19 protein-coding genes are annotated in these 20,598 nt (G+C 47.1%); 8 read left to right on the top strand and 11 right to left on the bottom strand.

Annotated elements, in window-relative coordinates; translation table 11 throughout:
- Positions 1 to 2 precede the first annotated feature (2 nt).
- On the bottom strand, positions 3 to 902 hold the full coding sequence (locus ACQY6I_RS08015) for a LysR family transcriptional regulator (protein ID WP_428240951.1): 900 nt from the start codon (positions 900 to 902) through the stop codon (positions 3 to 5).
- 186 nt (positions 903 to 1,088) lie between these two features.
- Here ACQY6I_RS08015 and ACQY6I_RS08010 point away from each other — a divergent pair, with 186 nt between their 5' ends.
- The 5 genes from ACQY6I_RS08010 (at position 1,089) to ACQY6I_RS07990 (ending at position 4,835) form a co-directional block, all read left to right on the top strand.
- A complete protein-coding gene (locus tag ACQY6I_RS08010; RefSeq protein WP_428240950.1) occupies positions 1,089 to 2,189 on the top strand; it encodes a DUF5610 domain-containing protein in 1,101 nt (366 codons plus the stop codon).
- A 117-nt stretch (positions 2,190 to 2,306) separates the two neighbouring features.
- Positions 2,307 to 2,546, top strand: a complete 240-nt coding sequence (locus tag ACQY6I_RS08005) for a glutaredoxin family protein (RefSeq protein ID WP_428240949.1) — start codon at positions 2,307 to 2,309, stop codon at positions 2,544 to 2,546.
- 14 nt (positions 2,547 to 2,560) lie between these two features.
- A complete protein-coding gene (locus ACQY6I_RS08000; protein WP_428240948.1) occupies positions 2,561 to 3,250 on the top strand; it encodes a hypothetical protein in 690 nt (229 codons plus the stop codon).
- Positions 3,235 to 3,834: a DUF6436 domain-containing protein gene (locus ACQY6I_RS07995; protein ID WP_428240947.1), complete on the top strand. Its 600-nt coding sequence runs from the start codon at positions 3,235 to 3,237 to the stop codon at positions 3,832 to 3,834. The genes ACQY6I_RS08000 and ACQY6I_RS07995 overlap by 16 nt, the downstream gene beginning before the upstream one ends.
- Before the next feature lie 65 nt (positions 3,835 to 3,899).
- Positions 3,900 to 4,835: a chemotaxis protein CheV gene (locus ACQY6I_RS07990; protein ID WP_428240946.1), complete on the top strand. Its 936-nt coding sequence runs from the start codon at positions 3,900 to 3,902 to the stop codon at positions 4,833 to 4,835.
- A 30-nt stretch (positions 4,836 to 4,865) separates the two neighbouring features.
- On the opposite strand, the gene ACQY6I_RS07985 is transcribed toward ACQY6I_RS07990, so the two are convergent.
- The 9 genes from ACQY6I_RS07985 to ACQY6I_RS07945 form a co-directional block, all read right to left on the bottom strand.
- Positions 4,866 to 5,726, bottom strand: a complete 861-nt coding sequence (locus ACQY6I_RS07985; protein WP_428240945.1) for an STM4011 family radical SAM protein — start codon at positions 5,724 to 5,726, stop codon at positions 4,866 to 4,868.
- Positions 5,723 to 7,057 (bottom strand): STM4012 family radical SAM protein, encoded by a 1,335-nt coding sequence (locus ACQY6I_RS07980; RefSeq protein ID WP_428240944.1) that lies wholly within the window; start codon positions 7,055 to 7,057, stop codon positions 5,723 to 5,725. The genes ACQY6I_RS07985 and ACQY6I_RS07980 overlap by 4 nt, the downstream gene beginning before the upstream one ends.
- Positions 7,057 to 7,860 carry an STM4013/SEN3800 family hydrolase gene (locus ACQY6I_RS07975; protein WP_428240943.1) on the bottom strand — a complete coding sequence of 268 codons (804 nt, stop codon included), beginning with the start codon at positions 7,858 to 7,860 and terminating at the stop codon, positions 7,057 to 7,059. Before ACQY6I_RS07975 ends, ACQY6I_RS07980 begins: the two co-directional genes overlap by 1 nt.
- On the bottom strand, positions 7,853 to 9,037 hold the full coding sequence (locus ACQY6I_RS07970; protein WP_428240942.1) for an STM4014 family protein: 1,185 nt from the start codon (positions 9,035 to 9,037) through the stop codon (positions 7,853 to 7,855). Before ACQY6I_RS07970 ends, ACQY6I_RS07975 begins: the two co-directional genes overlap by 8 nt.
- A 2-nt stretch (positions 9,038 to 9,039) precedes the next feature.
- A complete protein-coding gene (locus ACQY6I_RS07965) occupies positions 9,040 to 9,954 on the bottom strand; it encodes an STM4015 family protein (RefSeq protein WP_428240941.1) in 915 nt (304 codons plus the stop codon).
- Between the two features lie 173 nt (positions 9,955 to 10,127).
- Entirely contained in the window at positions 10,128 to 10,610 is a 483-nt protein-coding gene (locus ACQY6I_RS07960; RefSeq protein WP_428240940.1) for a hypothetical protein, read from the bottom strand.
- Positions 10,576 to 12,624: a transglycosylase SLT domain-containing protein gene (locus ACQY6I_RS07955; RefSeq protein WP_428240939.1), complete on the bottom strand. Its 2,049-nt coding sequence runs from the start codon at positions 12,622 to 12,624 to the stop codon at positions 10,576 to 10,578. The genes ACQY6I_RS07960 and ACQY6I_RS07955 overlap by 35 nt, the downstream gene beginning before the upstream one ends.
- A gap of 133 nt (positions 12,625 to 12,757) precedes the next feature.
- Positions 12,758 to 15,907, bottom strand: a complete 3,150-nt coding sequence (locus ACQY6I_RS07950) for an efflux RND transporter permease subunit (RefSeq protein WP_428240938.1) — start codon at positions 15,905 to 15,907, stop codon at positions 12,758 to 12,760.
- 6 nt (positions 15,908 to 15,913) lie between these two features.
- Entirely contained in the window at positions 15,914 to 17,029 is a 1,116-nt protein-coding gene (locus tag ACQY6I_RS07945; RefSeq protein ID WP_428240937.1) for an efflux RND transporter periplasmic adaptor subunit, read from the bottom strand.
- Positions 17,030 to 17,201: 172 nt separating this feature from the next.
- Between ACQY6I_RS07945 and ACQY6I_RS07940 the strand changes: the two genes are divergently transcribed.
- From ACQY6I_RS07940 to ACQY6I_RS07930, 3 genes are all read left to right on the top strand, one after another.
- Positions 17,202 to 19,088, top strand: coding sequence for an ATP-binding cassette domain-containing protein (locus tag ACQY6I_RS07940; protein ID WP_428240936.1), 1,887 nt, complete (start codon positions 17,202 to 17,204; stop codon positions 19,086 to 19,088).
- Positions 19,089 to 19,214: 126 nt separating this feature from the next.
- Positions 19,215 to 19,919, top strand: coding sequence for a DUF6901 family protein (locus ACQY6I_RS07935; protein WP_428240935.1), 705 nt, complete (start codon positions 19,215 to 19,217; stop codon positions 19,917 to 19,919).
- 2 nt (positions 19,920 to 19,921) lie between these two features.
- A complete protein-coding gene (locus ACQY6I_RS07930; protein ID WP_428240934.1) occupies positions 19,922 to 20,401 on the top strand; it encodes a hypothetical protein in 480 nt (159 codons plus the stop codon).
- Positions 20,402 to 20,408: 7 nt separating this feature from the next.
- Here ACQY6I_RS07930 and ACQY6I_RS07925 read toward each other — a convergent pair whose 3' ends face one another.
- Complete coding sequence (locus ACQY6I_RS07925) at positions 20,409 to 20,552, bottom strand: hypothetical protein (protein WP_428240933.1); 144 nt, start codon at positions 20,550 to 20,552, stop codon at positions 20,409 to 20,411.
- Positions 20,553 to 20,598: the final 46 nt, after the last annotated feature.

Below are 20,598 nucleotides of genomic sequence, written 5' to 3'. Positions count from 1 at the left end.
GCTTAATTTAATTGATGAGATTCAAAATAGTCGGCCATAAAATCCACAAACGCCCGACTTTTAGCTGATAGATAGCGGTTTTCAGGATAGACCACATGAATGGTTCTGGTTGGGAACACAACCTCAGGTAGTACGCGTACTACTTTGCCATTCTCCAGGTGAGGCTTAAGCAAATACAGGGGTAATGCTGCAATACCCATATCATTTAACATCGCTTCGCACATGGTATCGAGATCATTCACTGTAAACCGTCGCTCTTTATTCTGTAGCCCGGCTTCTTTGATGAAGCGTTTAATCCATCGGGGCTCCGCATAATCGATCCCAGAAACCATCAGTACGTGAAAATTATTTAAATCATTCAGGTCTTTTGGGTGTCCATGTTCACTCAGATAATCCTGGGTGGCGCATAAGATCACTTTCTGCTTGGCGACCGGGCGGGCTACTAGCCGGGAATCCTGTAACGAGCCGAGGTGAATGGCCAAATCAATGCCTTCGCGTACCAGATCGAGATTCTTGTCTGCCAGTATCAATTCAAAATTCACTTCAGGATATTGCTTCAGAAATGCTGAGAATATTTTCATCAACAGGGAACGGCCAAATGTCGGAGTGGCAGTAATTTTAAGAGTGCCCCGAGGGGAGGTCTCCAGATCCCTGACCATATGTTCCGCTTCTTCAAGATCTTCCATGATGCGGTTACAGCGGTTAAAAAACAGTTGCCCCGCTTCTGTTGGACTGACAGAGCGTGTCGTCCGGTTTAACAGTCGAACCCCCAGGCGATCTTCAAGCAGGGAAATTTGTTTGGAAACTGCGGATGGTGTCAGTCCCAGCGAATGTGCGGCGTTGGTGAAGTTATTGGCTTTAACAACGGTGGTAAAAATAACTAATGAGTCGAGCCTAGCCATACATCAATCCTGAATTTTTTTCATGATTTTTATAATAACGGAGTGATTAGATTGTTGGTGCCAGATAATAAGCCCTTTTACCAAATAAATCGATAATACAGTTGTGAAAAAAAAGATTTAAGTTGTCTGCGTATTGGCCGATGCAGAGGAAATACCCATAAACTTACTGCACAGGACGGGTCCGCTATGGTTTCTCAAGTCAGTTGGCAACAGCAGTATACGCAGTATCACTATTCTCAACGCAGTGCTCAAAGTACCCAACATGAAGCTTCCAGCACAGCGCCCGGCAGCCAGGCACAGGCTGCATCAGAAACTTCCGAGACAAACAGTGCACAATCTATTTTTGATGTAGATGCCGTCGTTAAAAATGTCATGAGTTTCGTCAACGCCCGTATCGCTCAGGAATCTGATCCTGAAAAACGTGATCAGTTGGTTGCTCAAGCCAGAAGTGGAGTAGAGCAGGGGTTTTCTGAGGCACGCGATATTCTGAAAAACTATGGCAAGTTGGATGATGCCATGGCCGGGAATATCGACGCTGCAGAAAGCCATATTTATGATGCGCTAGATCAGTGGTCTTCGAATGAAGACGATATCAGTTCGGCCGTTGGCCAACAGGTGACAGATGCGGTCACAGGTAGCGATGGTGGACGTTCGAATGAGAGCCGTGTTACATCTTCCCAATATACAAGTGCCTATGATGAGCTTCGAGCCAACAAGCAGCAGTTGTCACTGAGCCTGACTACGCGGGATGGTGATCAGGTCACGATTGGTTACAGTGGATTGAATGCCCAATATGGTTCGCTGTCTTCTTCAAGCTCTGGAAGCAGTGTTTCCTGGTCCAGCGTTAGCGGATCGCAGTTTTACCTGGATATTCAGGGTGATCTGGATGAAGAGGAAATGAATGCTATATCCAGCTTGCTGCAGGATGTTGATGCATTGGCTTCGGAATTCTTCGATGGTGATGTCGAGACTGCTTTCCAGATGGCTCAGGCGTTGGAAATTGACCCATCAGAGTTGAGTTCGATGAATCTTTCATTGCGGGAAACGGAGACCTATGCCAGCCGGTTGTACCAGGATAATTCCGGCGAGCAGTCCAGCACACTGCCCAGGGGACTTGAGCCGTTGCGCAACTATGCCCAGCACTTGGTAGAAACCGCCCAAAAAATGCAGCAGCAAACGAGCCTGCATTCTGCTGATTTCCTCGACTTGTTGAACCTTCACCCCGATGCCACTGAATTGCAGCGAGGTATCAACCAATCGCTGTTGGATGGCGCGTCACAAGCCTGATTCAGCACCAAAACGCCGATATGGAGATGCATTTCATATCGGTCAGTCTGATTTCCTCTTTGACCTTCTCGCTCAAATACCTATCATGGCGGCCGATTCAAGCGACAAAGACCTCATATGAATACCTTGTTTTTGTATACCACTGAAGGCTGTCATCTATGTGAGGAGGCAGAAAAAATTCTCCAGCCTCTCGCACTCGAGTTTCATTTTAAAATTGAAAAAGTAGAGATCGCTGACGACGGCTACCTTGTTGATATCTACGGGACCCGGATTCCTGTCATCAAAATGGGCACTGAAAAAGATGATCTGGGCTGGCCATTTGATCACCATGATGTGATTGAATACTTGACGGAATAACGCTGGAGGCAACCATGAAATTATCTTTATTAATGATCACTCTAGTATTAGTAGGTTGTGCCAGTGCGCCAATCACTGAGGAACAGGCCATTGCGAATGCGATCAGTGCCGATGCAACGATGCGGAATCTCGTCAGTACCTGTTATCAAATGGGTGGGCAGGCCAAAAATGTGGCTTATTCTGCCAGGAAAGCCTGGTGGGCTGCTAATGCCCCAATCGTAGAAGCAGCCGATCGCGGTTTTATCAATGCAGTGAACTCAAGTTTCGGACAACGGGAAGCGGCTCCTGTTATCGGCACATTGCGTTTTACCCAGGGGGTGCAGAACACTGCCGTGGCCAAGGTTCAGGCATTATTGGGCAACACCGATCAGGCTGAGAAATGTATCGACGTTCTGGCGCCTTATGTGGCAGGTGAAAAGGATCTGATGAATGATCCAGATTATGCACCCTTGTATAAAGAAATGATGAGTCAGACGCAGCCCGATTTATCCGTGATGGAAACCGCCAGACTGGCCAATGCCAAGCAGCGTAAGTATGGGCGCAGTCTGTATTTGGTGCAGTCAAAAGTTGTGGCGATGGGATGCCAAAATGCCGATATCACGCTGTTACGCAACCAGTGGCCATTGGAAGTCTACGATGCCCAGTGTGCTGATAAAAGCTACCTTCTGGCACGGTGTGAATGGGGTAAATGCGACATATTCTAACTCCTCGGCGGGTAATGGTATGGGCGCTCGTCGCCGTCATTCTGATTGGCCTGATCGCTGTATGGCAAATCCAACGGATATATTTGCGTGAGTTTGATCCGGATGAACGTCTGGTTGGTTTTACGCCAGATGATATCCGTCTGCCGGCTTCCAGCTTTATCCAGATTCTCGACCTGTCATGTCCATGTAATGGATTTTCCCGTGAGCATATCGCTTCTCTGGTGAAAAGTGCGAATCAGAAGGGGCTGGTTAACAGTCAGATATGGGTATTGAACAATGACCATCTGCAACCGGAGCGTCTCAAGGCTATTGCACAAGCCAATCACCTGCCAGAGTCAGCGGTGCGGGTCATTGAGGCCGGAGATTATCCATGGATTCCGGCCACGCCGGCAGCGCTGATCAGCAATGCCGATGGAACGATAGCTTATTTCGGGCCCTTCAGCAGTGGCATTCGATGTAACACCGGCAATAGTTTTATAGACAGCGTGATTCAACGAGTAGAAACAGGAAATCATGTGTTTTCACAGGTGAACGCGATTGTGGACGGCTGTTTTTGTCCCTGGCCGGGTAAAATCTTGAACTGAGCTCACACAAATCCAAATCTCTGTCTAAACTAAACGTATGAAAGAATCATAAGCGTAGGTGCTGTATGTCCAAGGTTTTAGAAAACGTAGACAGTCGAACCAATCTGGTGGGACAGAATCGTCTGGAAATTCTGACATTCAGATTGCATGGGCGTCAGCGTTTTGCCATCAATGTATTCAAAATACAGGAAGTTGTGAGGTTGCCCAAAATCACCATGATGCCACATCAGCATCCGGTCATTATCGGTGCCACATATCTTCGCGGACGCGCCTTGCCGGTCTTTGACCTGTCCAAGGCTATTGGTATGCGGCCACTGAAATATGATGAGAACTCCACCATTATCGTCACGGAATATAACAGCTCTATCCAAGCCTTTCTGATTGGTACGGTTGATCGTATTACCAATCTTACCTGGGAAAGTATTATGTCGCCTCCCAAGGGAGCAGGCAGAAATCATTATCTGACAGCTATTACTCGTCTGGATGAGCAGATAGTGGAGATTATTGATGTTGAAAAAGTCTTGTCTGAAGTAGCTCCGGCACTGACGGAGATTGACCTTAATCTGCTCGATAAAAATGTGGTTGATAAAGCCGTTGGTCGAGAGATATTAATGGTAGACGACTCTCCGACGGCCATTGCTCAGGTACGAAATACTTTTGAAGCGCTCGGCTTAAAAATTCATGAAGCTCACGACGGTCTGAGTGGATTGCGAAAACTGCAGGCATGGGCTGATAGTGGGATTGATGTCAGCAAAAAATTATTGATGCTCGTGACAGATGCAGAAATGCCGGCCATGGATGGTTACCGATTGACGACTGAAATTCGAAATGACCCTCGCCTTAAAGATCTGTTTGTAGTGTTGCATACATCTTTAAGTGGTAGTTTTAACGAAGCCATGGTTAAAAAAGTTGGATGTGACGCGTTCCTGTCTAAATTTAAGCCGAATGATCTTGCGCTATTGGCTCAGGAACGTATTAAGCAGGTAGATGGCGAGTCGTAAACAGCAGATATAACTGTTTGTTTTTCTGCACTACTCGGTTGGCTGGATAATCGGAATTCGGGCAATCAGATTGTCACCATAAACTTTTTCCAATTGAAGTGTTGGTATATGTCGGTAACCAATATAACAATTGCATTCCGTATTGCTGCAAAGCATTGGAGTCAGCATGTCTGACAGTTTGTCCCGATAAATATTGCCAAGATGTTTTGAGATAAAATGGCAGGGACTGGCGTCACCTTTTCCATTGATAAATAACGCTGTTTCGGCAGCAGCACAGGGCTTTCCCAGGGTTTTGTAGCGATTTCGGTTGAGGTGAAAGTAAGGATCTATGGCTTGCCACTGGGCAGCCTGAACGTCACTGTAATAGTCTGGATCGTCATCATATGCGTTGATCCAGAGATACGTATCTGCCGGCAGAACCCGCCTGAGTTCCTGTGCTGCTTCCAGTAGCGAATGTGCCCCTACCATGCCAACACTGTGTTGAATGCCAAGTTCTGACAGTGTGCGGGACTGGTGAATAAATTTCTTCAATGACATCTGCGAGGGGTGGTAGGTCGTCCATAGTTTCAGGGTCTCATTATTGGCTTTTTTTAACCAGTTGAGCGAGGTGCTCAGGTTAGTTTGGATGGCTACCCGATGGATGTGATCAAAATGTGATATGTTGATTAAAGCTTGTCTGTAGTAGGCGCGTACCAGTCCCTCTCCCCAGGGGGTGAACAATACGTCAAACTGATATCCTGACTGCTGTTCAAGCCAGTGGGTAAATCGGTCCAGTGCCTCGGCATCCTGTTGCAGGGTATCCCGGTTGTCGACGGTTTTGGCAAACGGGCAGTAGCTGCAGTCATAGTTGCAGCTGGATAAATAGCCCCGATAACTGATATCGAGTTTCATCGTAATTCAAAACCTTGCATGCGTTGGCGAACGTCTTTGGATATTAACCAGTCTCCAATCATATCCGCGCGTTCCAGACCGGTTTCGGTCAAACGAATATCCAGATCACTTGTCTGGGTCAGACCCAGTTTTGCCAATACTGCCAGTTCTGGTAGGTCGTTGATTACCTGGCTTCTGAACGTTTCCGTGTATTGGCGAAGGGATAGTCCTTCGGCCAATAGTAATGACTGAATAACAAAACGCCGTTGTCGCTCTTTTTCATTGAGTGTCACTCCATAGCCTGCGTAGCGAAAATCATCAGCTGTCATTTGACTATAGTGTTCGATGATGGATTTGATATCGTGGCGTCCCACGGCATATTCGCTGGAATAGTGAACGTTACGGGTGTATGACCGTGCGCCGGCGCCAAGACCAACCATGCCATCCTGCTGACAGGTGTAAATTGGCTGCTCCGCTGAGGTGGAGGTCTGGCGACGAAACATCCTCATTGAGACCTGTTCATAGCCGGCGCTCAATAATTGCTCCCTGGCAAGCCGGTACAGCTTCAGCATATGACTCTGACGATCACTGGCGATGCGATTTTTCTTGATTTTATCCAGGCCTGTCAGCTTGCGTATGTATAAAGGATAAAGATATAGCTCTTCCGGCAGATAATTCAGTGCTGCCTCAATGGAATAGCGCCAGCTTTGTTCGGTCTGACCATCAATTCCATAAATCAGGTCGATATTTAGTTCTGAAGCACTGTGCGTTCGAATGGTTTCCAGTGCAGCATGTGCTTCTGTCGGAGATTGTGGACGCGCCAGATTGCGGGTTTCCTGCTCAATAAAGCTTTGAATACCGATACTGATTCGGCGGGTTCCCAAGCTGTTCAGGTAAGTGACCTTCTCTTGATCAATGGTGCCAGGAGAACATTCAATGGTGGCCGGAGTATCATGCAGATTGAGACCGAAATGATGATACAGGGCTTCCATTAACCGTTGCAGTTGCGGCTGTGTCAGAAATGTAGGGGTTCCGCCTCCAAGCGCAAACCGGGCAAAGCGAACGGGATTCAGGATGGCCGAATATGTCTCAATTTGCCGTAATAGTGCTTCAATATAAACTTCAACCTGCTGATCATTAGGCCGTACCAATGTGAACAGGTTGCAGAAACCACAGCGCATCTGGCAGTACGGAATATGCACGTATAAGAACAATGAATCGCGTTTTTCTGAAGCCCAGAGAGGTTCCAGTTCCGTAGGGTTGGAGAGCGCCCGGTAGGCACTCTTATGAGGATACGAGTAGGCGTAAGCGCGATAGATTTCGCTTCCAAGTACTTCTTCAACAGACGGCATCAGGCTTGGCTCTTCGGTAGTAAAAATTCAATGTAGGGTACAGTCCAGACACTTTCATGAGCCAAACGGTGGCCATGGTAATGATCTTCTCCATAAGCGGTACCATGATCGGAACAAATGATAAAAATTGTGTCTGAGCGTGCTGTGAAAAAAGCAAACAGGTTTTCCAACATGTGGTCTACATATCGTAACGCTGCAGCATGTGAGTCCAGGTCGTCCTGCACTTTATCTGAAAGATAATAATGATTGGGCTGGTGTATGGCTGAGACATTCAAAAATAAAAACACGCGTTGTTGTGGGGAAATAGGCTGGATCTGCTCAATGCAGTAGTCAATCTGATTTCTGGTACTGTCAGGGTTAGTCACTCCAAATTCCGGTTGCCAGTGACTGTGTTCGAACAGGGATGGCATAACTGATCCCAATGGTGTCAGTTTATTGAAAAAGCCGACACCACCGATACACATTGTACGGTATCCAATGGTTTGCAGACCTTGCACAATGTTGGCTGTCCCAAAGGTTAAGGTCTTAACGTTTTGAGTTTCGCTGCCCGGAAACTCCAGAGCCATCAGTCTAGGGGCTTTGGGGTTGTCATAAGGGGTTGGGAAAAAACCGGCAAATATGGCCTGATGGCTGGAGTAAGTGAAACTGCCAGGTGCGTGACGTTTTTCCCAGCAATCAAAAAATTGGCTCATGACCGGCAAATTTCCGATTTTTAATTGCTGCTCAGCAACATCAAAACGGAGTGTATCCAGAGTGATCAGTACAATATCGGTTTTGCCGGCCAGGTTGTTCATATCAAGCATACGTTAACTCCGCTAATGCAGAATCCAGCAGGTTTTCCTGCGTGCTTTTGTGGTTGAAACGGTGATTGGTCAACAGGTCGCCGAAGGCATTCAGTTCCAGTATATAAGGCTGACGCAATCGTTTACTGAGTAAAATGTCGAAACCGATGTTGTCGGCTCCCGGAAATATTTCTGATACCTGTTGCAGTAACGGTTGGCACTGGCTCAGAATGTTTTGGTAATCCGGCAGTGTTGAAATGTCTTTACGATGATTGCCCAGGTGCAGGTTGGTCATTGGGCTGGTAGAGCACCTGAGTATGCCATGAGTGGCCTGGCCGGTGATACTGAGCAGACGAATATCGAACAACAATCCATCTGTCTGAGCCTTGGGCAGCCATTGTTCTGCATAGATGGTTTCGTGTATTAGGATATCCAGAATTCTGGCGATCTGTTTTTCCCGGTAGCGATGAATTTTCAGTGAGTTGTAGAGCTTTACCTCTCCATGCTCCTCCACCAGCTCAATACTGGTGTAAGCCTGGGCGGCTGAACCGTCTGCTTTCAATTGTAGTGCCATGATCCCGGAAGCCGATGAACCGTATGCCGGTTTGATGAAAACCTTGTGGCTTTTTTCATCCATCAGAATGGACTTGATATCACCATAGTCCTGAGCTGATGCAAGCTGTGGGATGGTCTTCGGAACCGGTAAATTGTTATCTGCCAGACGTGTTTGTACCTTAGGTTTGTCAAACAAGATGGCAATGGCATCCGGGGTGTTGACGTAGCGAAGCGTGAGATTGCGGTCGCGGGCCTGTTGGTTAATGTGATTACCAAGATCACTGAGCATCTTGCAAAAGCCCACGTACCATTCTTTGAGAAAACGAATGCGGCCAAAATCCTCTTGCAGACACAACGCATCAGCCGGTGTCAGGCGCTTGCTCTCCACTGCGCCGCGTGCCACCAGACTGCGCTCGATGACGAAATTTTCTCCCGGAGACTCTATTTTGATCAGTACCCGGTTGGAACGCAGCTGCTCGAAGAGTGTTGCGATAATGGTTTTACAACTGGACGAAGATAGAATGGCCGCAAATGATAATGTATGCAGGTCAATGTGTTGCTTCATTTGGGCTGCGGCCAGAAACTCTTTGCATCGGCGACCCTCAAGGTTGCCGATGAGTACAACGCTGACGATTATCGACACAGTTATTCCGAAACGGCTACATACCGATCCCCGTCGTCTTCCTGCTGCGGGTCTGTGAGGTCAACAACAATCGGTAGCTGTGATAACTGATTGCATGTGTCAGCTGAGATGTAATGGAAGTGTAGATCCAGTTTTTGCATGGATTGTATGTAGGGGCTGCTCAACAGCGCTTTGGCTCCCTCATCACCCACGGTTCCCAGGGACAGGTCGAGGGTTTGTAAGCTGGCGGTTTGTTCGGATTCTGCCAGCATTTTGGCCAGAGCATCACCGTCGTCGCTGTCACGCAGTCCAAGATACTGTAGTTTCGGAAAACGGCCTTTCATCAGAATGGGCTGTAGATCGGTCACATTTGAATCCCAACCGTAATTCTCGTCGCCCAGCCATAATTCCAGATGCTGTAGCATAGGTATTTTTGCATCCAGCACACTGGCGAGTGTTGCTTTTGCCAAACCACCGGATTCCAGAATTAAGGTTGTCAGTACATCACTGCGTATGTCACCCAGTGTTGGAGCCGCGCCGCGGATCTGCAGGTGTTTCAGGTTAGGCAAAGCTGACCATATGGCGCTGTAATCACCCTGTTCAATCCACGATATCTCACACTCTTCATAAGTCATCTCGCCGACAAATAATGCTTCCAATGAGGCGAAGTGGTGCGGGTGGGTGCAGATAAAATCGATCACTCCCTGAATACTGTTGCCCTCTGCACAACCTTCCCATTCACCAATCACCAGGGCTTTGATGTCTGAACACTGGGGGAGTCGTGTCAGCTCAGTAAGCTTGTTAATCATTTTTTCTCCCGCCTCATACGCTTCCCAGTCGATACTGAGGCGTATGGCGGTTGCAGGGTTGATTTGACCGGACTCGAACTCCTGAACCGGGAGCTGGTGAAATGATTGAATGTGTGCGGAAATTGTCATCTAGAACTCCTTTTGACAAAAAATGCAATTGCGGTAAAAAACTTCATTCTGGAAATTTTTTTGGGATGATAACGGTTATCCGTTTTTTATCCCAGAGTGAACTGTCTCAGTATTGCTATTGGTTGTGAACAATTGCAATCAGGAATCCATTTAAACCAAACTTGGTTATGCCGCTAAAACAATTCAATATCCTGATCACGTTTACTGATCTGTTCCTGTTCATATTGCAGGTAACTCTGTAACGCGGTGGCAACGGAATGTCCATTCATAACCTGATCGAAAACTATCCGCTCTGATTCACTGGTCAAGGCGCTTCGGAGTTGTAGTAACAGCGCATTTACATCCTGTTGTTCATGTTGCTGATAGTGTTCAACTTTGTCCAGAGTGTCAGTGACATGCTCCAGTCTCTGCGACATGCGGTCAAAAAACTGGAACGCGACAATGCCCTGATGAACTTTGTGATACAGCTCGTGCAGGTCTCTATCCATGTCCATTGCCTCAGACTTATCGGTTTGCCGCAGTTTTTCGATGATCTCGGCGATACCGATAAATGCATCGGTTAATTCGGCAACTGATTGATTGCTGTCAACAACGATGCATTTGATTTGCGCGACAGAAACTTTAATTAATGTTTGGAGTTGATGAGGTTGTGTCATTGTCTGTGTCTTGCCCGTTACTCTTAAACTGAGCATAGTTCACAGATTGATTTCTGTCTTGCCACTCACTGATGCTGGGTACGTCTCCAAACTGGGGGTTAAGACGAAAATCCTCATTAATCTGGTGGCTGTAAATCGCTTTATAGGTGAGTACATTTTTCACATACTCCCGGGTTTCGCTAAATGGAATGGTTTCTATCCATACGTCAAAGGGTTGATTTTCACGACCTTTAAGCCACTTCGAGACTCGATGAGGACCAGCATTATAAGCTGCTGTTGCCAGAATCAGGTTGCCATCGAAACGGTTCAGCAGGTCCTGCAAATAAGTGGCACCAATTTCGATGGATAATTCGGGCTCGAGCAGTTCTTTGGAGCTTTGATAAGGGATCTGGTACTTTTGGGCGACATGTCTGGCGGTGCTTGGCATTACCTGCATCAATCCTCTGGCGCCGGCCGGGGATATCGCCTGATAATTAAATGCACTTTCCTGACGTGTAATGGCCCAGAGCCAGGCGATGGGGACAGAGTGGCGGGTAGCGATTGTTTTAAAAGCGGCTTCATGCCCTCGTGGAAAACGCATATCAACGTAATCCCATAATGCACCAGATGATAGTGTCGAAATTGCCTGATGATACCAGTTCCAGTCCGAGGCCAGTCTGGCAGCTGTTGGTAATGTGTTCATATCAAATTTTTTGGCTGCCAGAGACCAATGATAACGAGCGTCACTGACGCGGTTCAGACTGAACAGTTCCAGAGCTTTCTGGATGTTGTTGTCTTTGAGCAACTGACCGTAGCGAGTGTCGTCTGCTGTATAGCTGATAGGATGATATTGATAGTTTACACCCACTCTATCAGCACTCAGGAAACTGTAATAGTTACGGCTGTCCGTCAATTGCTTATATTTCTCCTTAACCGTTTTGTCTGGTTGCTGGTTCATCAGTTCCGCCAGCCGGATTTTCCAATATTGATGCTGGTAATGAGGAAAGTCTGCCGATTCCAAAAAAGTTGCCGCGCTTTGCCATTGACTTTGTTCCAGCGCAGAACGGAACTGAAATGTTGAGATGGTAGCGTCTGGATTTTCGATCAATTCTAGCCATGAACTGGCCCGAGGATCCAGTGATCGAGCCAGTCTTGTGGCAATGCGATGATCAATGCCGGCGATAACCTGTTTATAGGCTGCCTGATTCAGGCTTAAAAACTGTTTTCGGTACAGTGGCCATACATCCAGGGCAGTATCGGTATCCACTGAAATCAGGCGGTTAATGCCATGAAAAATAATATCCGGATAGAATGGCGTGTTTTTAGGAAGCCAGTTCAGATCTGCCAGCAATTGAGGCTGTTCCTCTACCTTTAAAAAGATATCGGCATAGTCAGAGTAGGGGGGGTGAAAGTCTGAGCGCAGGTACCGGGCTAAGGGGATATGATCATTTTTCAGCGCAAGCACGAAGCGGTTAAATGCGACAGGTGCCGGAACCCCCTGTTTTTTAACCCAAAAGGCAAAAACATTGTCACAAGTTGAACTCTGAGGTTTGCCTACATTCCATAGTTTTTGAACATCCTTAAAATTAATGTTGTCGGGTTGTGTGTGTAGCTTCACATCCAGAGCAATGCAGCGCAGTTCGTCACCCCACAATGGAATATGGGTCTCTGCCAGAACATCCCAGTGTTGTTGTTGATATTCCTTCTTGATCCATGCCACTGTCAGGCGATCTTTCAGTCTACGGTTTTGATAACTGTTTTTGTAGAGTGTCAGGCTCTGCTTATTCAGGGCGTCGTTAGCAGACATCAGATAGTCATAGTCAAGATAGTCAAGTAGCAGATAACCATGCAGCTTTTTTCTTAGTTTATGGTACTGCTGGAGATCATTGCGGTTTAGCGCTGCGGAAGCTTTCTTAAAATACTCCCGTTGTTTGGCATAGGTTTCCGGAGAGTAGGCGATGCTCTGAACAGAACAGAAGAGGCAGTAAAAACCCAGGAGCAACAAACTCAGCCAATATCGTCTTGTCGTTGTCATAATCACTAAAATATCAACAGATTTTAGTGATTCAGCTTATCGGCGGAAAAGTATTGTTCAAGAAGAAACAGCTAAAAATGTGGGTATCGGCGGGAATTTTACAATTCCCGCCAAGAGTGAAGACGGGCTGTTGCTAAAGCTTGCTCGCCTGCTGTTGTTCCAGTCTGTCTCTTTTTCTATCAACCCGGCGCTCTTTGATGACCAGCAGAGCAGGCGTCAAAAACAGCGTCAGAATGGTTGTGAATGTGAGTCCACCGGCGATGGCTGTCGACAGTTGTGACCACATCGCAGAAGATGGGGCGCCAACGGTAAAGTCTCGATTAATGAAATCAATGTTCCATTGAAACACCATCGGCACCAAGCCCAGAATGGTTGTAATGGTGGTCAGCAGGATCGGTCTCAGGCGTTGCGCGCAAGTCAGTAATGCTGCTTCGACTGCAGGAACATTCTGCTCCCGGATAACATTAAACGTATCGATCAGCACGATGTTATTGTTCACCACAATTCCAGCCAGGGCGATGATACCCACTCCGCACATTACAATACCAAACTGTTCGCCAGTCACCAGCAGTCCTAGCAGGACGCCGGCAGTTGAGAAAAACACTGCACTCAGAACCAGAATGGTCTGATACAGGCTGTTAAACTGTGTCACCAGAACAATAATCATCAGGAATAAGGCAATACCAAATGCTTTCAGGAGAAATTGACCGGTTTCGGCCTGGTCTTCCTGGTCGCCAATGAATTTGAACGCAACTGTGGAAGGAATTTCTCCGTTGTCGTACATCTGTTTAAGTTGCGTTCCCAGGTCCGCAATTAACATGTCGACCCTTTGTCCGTTGGCAGCATTAGCATTAACTTTTAAAGACATTTTGCTGTCAGTACGGAATATTTCTCCCTTTTTGTTGCTGGCCTTGCTGACCATAAAGTTGGAAATTGGAACCTGTTGATTATTGACGGTTACCGTCAATGTATCGATTTGGTCGAGATTTCGTCCGTTGTAGGGATAGCGTAGCAGGATATCCAGCTCGTCGTCGGTGTCATCCGGCCGATAGCTGCCGATTACAAGTCCCCCGGTTACCATTTTGATGGAAGAGCCCACCAGTGACAGGCTGGCTCCGTAACGGGAAGCAGCTTCGCGATCCACATCGACCTGCCATTCAATGCCCTCCAGTGGCAGATTATCGGAAACGTCAACAAATCTAGGGTCTTCATTGAGTTTCTGGGTAATCATTGCGGTGGTTTTCTGAAGGTCTGCCAAGTTGTCCGAGACCAGTTCAAGCTGCATATCCACACTGGCAGTTGGTCCCATCTGTGCTTCATGCTTCTCGACTTCGATGCCTGGAATTCTGGATGTTCTGGCGACCATCTCATTCAGTACCTGTACACTGGGCCGGCGTAACTGCCAGTCGATCATTTCGACGTTGATAACACCTATCGTATCCTCTGGGAAATTACGAATGGGTGAGGCTGACGTTTTTGAATAGACTGTTTCGAGTTCAGGCATTCCCAGGATTTCACCCTCTGCTTGTTTGACGAGAGCATCTTTTTCCTCCAGTGACAGATTCCCTCTGGCACGAACTGCCACGGAGCCAAAACTGGAGTCCATTTCCGGGAAGAAGACGATGCCATTGTTATTGCCAACAAAGAAAATAAAAATATTCACCGCAAACAGGCAAACCAGAGCAAACGTGGTGTAAGGCTTGTTCAGAGCGGGCTTTAACAGCGATACATAAAACCGGGTTCCACCGGTGAGTTTGGATAGATCACCGTGGGCCAAGGAATTGCTTTGCGCTTTCTGTTTTTCCGACATGGGCGAAGGTTTGCCCACCAGGAAGCCAAACGTAGGAATAACCAGTAGTGCAACGACCAGAGAGGAAGTCAGCGTAACCAATATGGTTATTGGCAGGTATTTCATAAACTCGCCCATGACCCCAGGCCAGAATAGCAATGGCAGAAATACCACCAGTGTCGTGGCGGTGGAGGATATAATCGGCCACGCCATGCGGACAGCGGCTTCACGGTAGGCGGTTCTGCGCCCAGCACCCTCGTTCATTCTGCGGTCAGCGTACTCTGTGACAACAATAGCTCCGTCTACCAACATACCTACGGTCATGATAAGGCCGAACAGTGCTACCATGTTCAGGGTATAGCCCATGAAATTCAGAATCAGTATTCCGGACAAAAATGATGTAGGGATAGCAAGGCCAACCAGAAAACCTGATCTAAGGCCCAACGCGGATACGCACACAACAAATACCAGAATGGTGGCAAACAGAACGTTGTTGAACAGGTCGCTTAACTGTGATTTGGTTTCGGTAGACTGGTCCTGAAAGAAACTGGCTTTAATGCCGGATGGCCAATAGCTCTGTGTTTCCTCAACGACTTTTTTAACGTCGTCGACTGTGCCAATAATGTTTTGACCCACTCGCTTGACGATCTCAAGGGTAACGGCAGGCTGACCGTTAACTCTGGAGATGGTTTCTCTGTCTTTATAAGAGCGCTGTCCGAAGGCAACATCTCTGAAACGGACCACCGTAGTGCCATCCACCTTGACGGGGAGGTTAAGGATTTCTTCTTCTGTTTCGATCAGACCAGGCACTTTTACGGCAAAACGACCAGCGCCGGTATCCAGGTTTCCGGCAGTGATCAGCTGATTATTCGACGTAATCAGGTTAATGAGTTCCGAATGGGATAGGTTATAGGACGCCATCAGTTGTGGGTCGACGACAATCTCGGCCACCTCTTCCCGGGTACCGTTTATATTTGCCTCCAACACACTCGGCAGGGCTTCCAGCTTTTCCTGCAGATTTTCAGCAATGGTTTTCAGTACCCGTTCGTCGACATTACCGGAAATGGCAATGGACAGGATCGGAAATAGTGCCACATTGATTTCGTGCACCGTTGGATCATCGGCTTCACTCGGCAATTCGCCTTTGACCCTGTCTACTGCTTCACGGGTATCGGAGAGTGCCTGATCGATATCGACATCGGCATCAAATTCCAGTGTGATTGACGCGTGTCCTTCTGATGCAACGGAAGTGTACTTGGACAGCCCTTCAATACTTTTGATCTCTTTTTCCATGGGTGATACCAACATGGCATCAGCGTCTTCAGGTGATACACCTTTCAACGGCATGGAAATGTAAGACACCGGTATGGTGACATCTGGCATGGACTCTTTGGAAATGCTCATGAACGAGAACAGGCCGCTGATGAATAATAAAATCGACAGCAGTACCACCGTTCTTGAGCGTGCGAGCACTGATGAAATTAAGCCGTTCATGGATTCTTATCCCTGTATTTTACTGATAGTGGAATTGTCCTGTTCAGGCTCGGCATCTGCTTCAAACGTCGGATCAACTGTATCACCAACTTTGACAAAACCCTGTCCCACAGTAATCACCTTGGCGGTTGATGGTAGGCCTGTTACCCAGATACCTCGTGGGGTGGTTTCGGCGAGACCGACATTATGAAACTCGACAACGTTCTGTTCATTAATGGTTTTGATACCCAGTTGACCATTATCGTCCAGGATCAGAAGCGCTGGAGAAATAAAGTGTGCCATGGCTGATTTTATGGGTAATTCCACGGTAGCTGATGCACCGGCAACCGGGTGTGCCACTGGTGAGGTGACTTCCATTTCCACCTGAAAAGTGCGAGTGGATGGATTAGAGCTTGCTGATATAAAAGAGATTTTGCCTTCTACTTCAGTATCATCCACCAGCTTGGCTTTTGCGGTCTGTCCTAACTGGATGGCAGCAATATCGTTCTCTGATATTTGTACATTAATCAGCATCGGAGAAAAACTGATCAACTCAACGACTTCTGACCCGGTGGTTACATAGCTGCCCAATTCAATATTACGGCTATTGATATAACCATCGAAAGGTGCCTTTATGACTGTGTCCTGCAATCGAATTCGCAGGCTCTCAGTGGCGGCTTTGGCCTGTTCATAAAGCGTTAGGGTACCGGCCAGCTGAGTGGCATTTTGTAGTCCCTGTTTATTTAACCGAACAGCGCCGTCATACTCCATTTTTCTTTGGCTTTCCAAGGCTTTAGCTGATTTCAGTTGTGAGTTCAGATCGTTGGGGTCCAATTTCATTAAAATGGTACCTGCTTTGACCTGGTCACCTTTTTCGACATTCAGCTCTATTACTTTTCCAGTGGATTCGGCTTTGATACCAACAACCCGTTTGGCAGCTGTTTGTCCGTTTAAGGCCAGTGTTTTTGATATGAGTTTCGCGTTCAGAACAGCAGCCTGTACCCGAGCTGTTTTTTCTGTTTGAGTCAGCTGGTTTTCTTTATCCGCTGGGGGGGAGGTGGATGCAAAAGAGCCTGAGATAATCCATCCGGTCAGGGATAAGGCAATAACCCAGGCGACAACAACACCGACATTAATTTTCATACATACAATCTCAGTAATAGCAGGAGAGTTAGGGTGCAAGCGTCCATACAATATAGTAACAATGCTTATTTTCAAGCGAACTGCCATTTTGCTCGTTCAGGATGAGACTTCGATGGAATCCTAATCCGACGCTAATACATATATAATGGCTATTCGTCTTTTGGAGTGATACATGGCACTGATAACACTAGACCAGGTTTCCCTGGCATATGGCTCTATTCCCTTACTCAATCAAGCGACCCTGAATATTGATTCGGGAGAGCGGCTTTGTATCGTTGGCCGTAATGGCACTGGCAAATCCTCGCTGCTTAAACTGCTCACAGGTGAAAATGTCCCAGACTCCGGTATCATCCGGATTCCCCAAAGTACTCGCATTGGTTACTTGCAACAAACGCTTCCAGAGCGCTTGGACGTCACTGTCCGGACGATGGTTTACAACAGTGACCCGGAATTGATTGAGCTGATGAACGCCTGGAATTTGCTGATTGAACAGGATCCCGGATCTGCTGAAGTTGACAGGCTTCACCATGAAATTGATGTCCGGGGAGGCTGGGCGCTGGATACCAGTGTAAATCAGGTGCTGAGCCGATTGGGACTGGATGGTGATGTTATGGTTAAGGACTTGTCCGGTGGCTGGCGGCGGAGAGTTCTGCTGGCACAGGCATTGTTACGTGATCCTGATGTACTGTTATTAGATGAGCCTACCAACCACCTGGATATCGAAGCTATCTTATGGATGGAACAATTTTTTTCTTCCTATCGGGGGACGGTTGTTTTCATTTCTCACGACCGGCGCTTTATTGATGCACTGGCCACCCGGATAATTGAGCTTGATAGAGGGCAGCTGACCAGCTTCAATGGAAACTATCACGATTATCTGCAATTAAAAGCCAAACTGTTGGAAGAGGAAGAACGGCAAAACCAGCTGTTTGATAAAAAGTTATCTCAAGAAGAGGTCTGGATTCGCCAGGGAATAAAAGCACGAAGGACCCGCAATGAAGGGCGGGTGCGGGCTCTGAAGGCATTGAGAGAGCAGCGTAAACAGCGGATCGAACGCCAGGGTAAAGCCAGCCTGCAGATATCTGCCGCTGACAAGTCCGGCAAAATGGTCTTTGAGGTTGAGCAACTCAGTTTTGCTTATGCCGAGAACAAGGTGGTGGAGAATTTTTCCACGTTGGTGGAGCGCGGGGACAAAATCGCTTTTATTGGCCCAAATGGTGTTGGCAAGTCAACGTTGATCAAGTTATTGCTGGGCGAACTGGTTCCAAATACAGGTCAGGTCAAGCAGGGTACTAAACTGGAAATCGCCTATTTTGATCAGACTCAAGAGCATCTTGATCCTGAAAGAACTGTACTGGACACAGTTGCAGAGGGTAATGATCAGATTGTCGTGAATGGAGTCAGTAAACATATCTATAGCTATTTGCAGGATTTTTTGTTTTCTCCTGACCGGGCTCGTAGCCCGATAAAAGCGTTGTCCGGTGGTGAAAGAAATCGAGTACTGTTGGCCCGGCTGTTCACCCGGCCTGCTAATCTTTTGATTCTCGACGAACCAACCAATGATCTTGATATGGAGACTCTGGAGTTGCTCGAAGAGCTGCTGATTGATTTTCCAGGAACACTGCTGCTGGTCAGCCATGACCGTGAGTTTGTGGATGCTGTGGCTACGCAAACCTGGGTTTTTGAACAACAGGGTAAGATTTCGGAATGGGTGGGGGGATATAGCGATTGGTATCGCGCGCGCGCGGCTAGAAAACCGGCTGAAGTAGCTGACGCAAGTCAAAAAAATGTGCAGAAAAGTGACGCAAGGAAAAAGGCTGGTCCGATAAAAAACAGGAAGTTGAGCTATAAGTTGAAAGTTGAATATGATGAATTACCCAACAAAATCGAACAGCTTGAACAACGCTTGACTATACTTCAGGAGGAAATCAGCCAAAGTGACTTTTATACCCGGCCGCAGGACGAAGTGCAGTCTACTTTGGCGGCGATGGAGGAGACAGAGCAACAGTTGGAAGCAGCCATGGAGAGATGGGTGGAACTGGAAGATATGCAAAGTTAATGAACTATGAGTTTCGCAAGTGAATTTGGCGATTAATTCCACTTTCGAATAAAACGTAAATGTTAGTATTCAATGGCTTAATTCAACATCGGTATTTTGTTGTAACCGAGAACTTAGGGAGAACAAATGGCGATAGAGTATCGTTTTTATTTCCAGGATGACGAAGCGTGTCTGTCGTATATCATTGATCCGGATAACTCTAAAAACAGTACCACCCGAGCCAGTAAACCAGCGAGCTGGACTGAGTTGAAAAACTGTCAGTGCAGCAACTGCCCATTATCCGTGAAAGACCATAAATACTGCCCTGCGGCAGTTGATATGGAGCGGGTCATTGAGGATTTCAGTCGTTTACCAGCGATGCGGAAAGTCGATGTTCATGTGCTTACTCCAGAACGTGAGTATCGAAAAATAACCGGTATTGAAGAAGGCTTGCGATCACTAATGGGATTAATCATGGCGGAAAGTGACTGTCCCATTTTGAGCAAACTCCGGCCCATGGCATATACCCACTTGCCGTTTACCAATCAGAGTGAATTTATTATTCGTTCTGTAGGAACCTACTTATTGCGTCAGTTTTATCATCGGCAGTCCAAAAATCAGGCTGACTGGGATTTAAAAGGGCTGATTGCGCTGAATCAGGAATTGCGTTTGGTGAACCAGGCTTTGTGGCAGCGGGTGAACAACGGTTCCCCTGGAGATTCCAATCTAAAAGCGCTGCTTAGTTTTTTCGCCATGTCGAGCAGCGTCAGTTTCAGTCTTGAGGCTCAGCTGGCAAAAGTGCGACCAGCGTTTCTTGAAGAAACCGATCTCGGTCCATTTGAAGGGGAGTAGTTGTGCTCAGCATTATTATTATCGTCGTATCTATTATGTTGGTATACGGAGCGGTAATGTGGGTAAAGCCTTCAGCAAAAGACAAGCGTCTTGCAAGTCTCAGAATGCAGGCGCTTACCGACGGTATGCAGGTTCAGAGCTGTCAGATTCAGGATTTATCCATTGATGGCCGTCTGAACAAACTATCCCGGACAGTATTTAGCTATCGTCGTTACTCAAAAAAAGAGAGTGTGCATTCTCTGCTGATATTACGAACCAGCGGTGAGAGTGGCATTTATCTGCCGGATTCGTGGGTCTGGGGAACTGGACAGCGGCTTAATGAAGCGCAAACACAACAACTCACGCCATTATTGCAGCAGCTGCCGGAGTCTATCGTTGGTATAGAGCTGACTCCTGATTATGTCGGTGTTATCTGGGATGAGCGTAATCCCAATGAATATCCACTGGTTAAGCAGTTGTTGTTGTCGGATATTCCTTACTAAGTTTCAATCATCTACTGTTAATAGCAGCTTTGTTTCCATTCGCTAACAGATTTTCAAAGAGTGCTTGCCAGAAGCGACCTTTTGAGGCTAGTTTATGAGCAGATTCAAACACTTGTTTGAAACCATTGTTTGAAGTCATTGCTTTTTCCATGACAGTTTTACCCCGACTCCTTGAATCAGGCTATGAAATCCTGGTT

It is taken from the genome of Gynuella sp. (genome assembly GCF_050297175.1).
Lineage (GTDB): Bacteria > Pseudomonadota > Gammaproteobacteria > Pseudomonadales > Natronospirillaceae > Gynuella.
Note: the sequence above shows the minus strand (reverse complement) of the source record. Positions and strands in the feature narration are given on the sequence as shown.

Coding starts and splice junctions, on each gene's coding strand:
- ACQY6I_RS08015 (WP_428240951.1), bottom strand. CDS start 902: ATGGCTAGGCTCGACTCATTAGTTATTTTTACCACCGTTGTTAAAGCC.
- ACQY6I_RS08010 (WP_428240950.1), top strand. CDS start 1,089: ATGGTTTCTCAAGTCAGTTGGCAACAGCAGTATACGCAGTATCACTAT.
- ACQY6I_RS08005 (WP_428240949.1), top strand. CDS start 2,307: ATGAATACCTTGTTTTTGTATACCACTGAAGGCTGTCATCTATGTGAG.
- ACQY6I_RS08000 (WP_428240948.1), top strand. CDS start 2,561: ATGAAATTATCTTTATTAATGATCACTCTAGTATTAGTAGGTTGTGCC.
- ACQY6I_RS07995 (WP_428240947.1), top strand. CDS start 3,235: ATGCGACATATTCTAACTCCTCGGCGGGTAATGGTATGGGCGCTCGTC.
- ACQY6I_RS07990 (WP_428240946.1), top strand. CDS start 3,900: ATGTCCAAGGTTTTAGAAAACGTAGACAGTCGAACCAATCTGGTGGGA.
- ACQY6I_RS07985 (WP_428240945.1), bottom strand. CDS start 5,726: ATGAAACTCGATATCAGTTATCGGGGCTATTTATCCAGCTGCAACTAT.
- ACQY6I_RS07980 (WP_428240944.1), bottom strand. CDS start 7,057: ATGCCGTCTGTTGAAGAAGTACTTGGAAGCGAAATCTATCGCGCTTAC.
- ACQY6I_RS07975 (WP_428240943.1), bottom strand. CDS start 7,860: ATGCTTGATATGAACAACCTGGCCGGCAAAACCGATATTGTACTGATC.
- ACQY6I_RS07965 (WP_428240941.1), bottom strand. CDS start 9,954: ATGACAATTTCCGCACACATTCAATCATTTCACCAGCTCCCGGTTCAG.
- ACQY6I_RS07960 (WP_428240940.1), bottom strand. CDS start 10,610: ATGACACAACCTCATCAACTCCAAACATTAATTAAAGTTTCTGTCGCG.
- ACQY6I_RS07955 (WP_428240939.1), bottom strand. CDS start 12,624: ATGACAACGACAAGACGATATTGGCTGAGTTTGTTGCTCCTGGGTTTT.
- ACQY6I_RS07950 (WP_428240938.1), bottom strand. CDS start 15,907: ATGAACGGCTTAATTTCATCAGTGCTCGCACGCTCAAGAACGGTGGTA.
- ACQY6I_RS07945 (WP_428240937.1), bottom strand. CDS start 17,029: ATGAAAATTAATGTCGGTGTTGTTGTCGCCTGGGTTATTGCCTTATCC.
- ACQY6I_RS07940 (WP_428240936.1), top strand. CDS start 17,202: ATGGCACTGATAACACTAGACCAGGTTTCCCTGGCATATGGCTCTATT.
- ACQY6I_RS07935 (WP_428240935.1), top strand. CDS start 19,215: ATGGCGATAGAGTATCGTTTTTATTTCCAGGATGACGAAGCGTGTCTG.
- ACQY6I_RS07925 (WP_428240933.1), bottom strand. CDS start 20,552: ATGGAAAAAGCAATGACTTCAAACAATGGTTTCAAACAAGTGTTTGAA.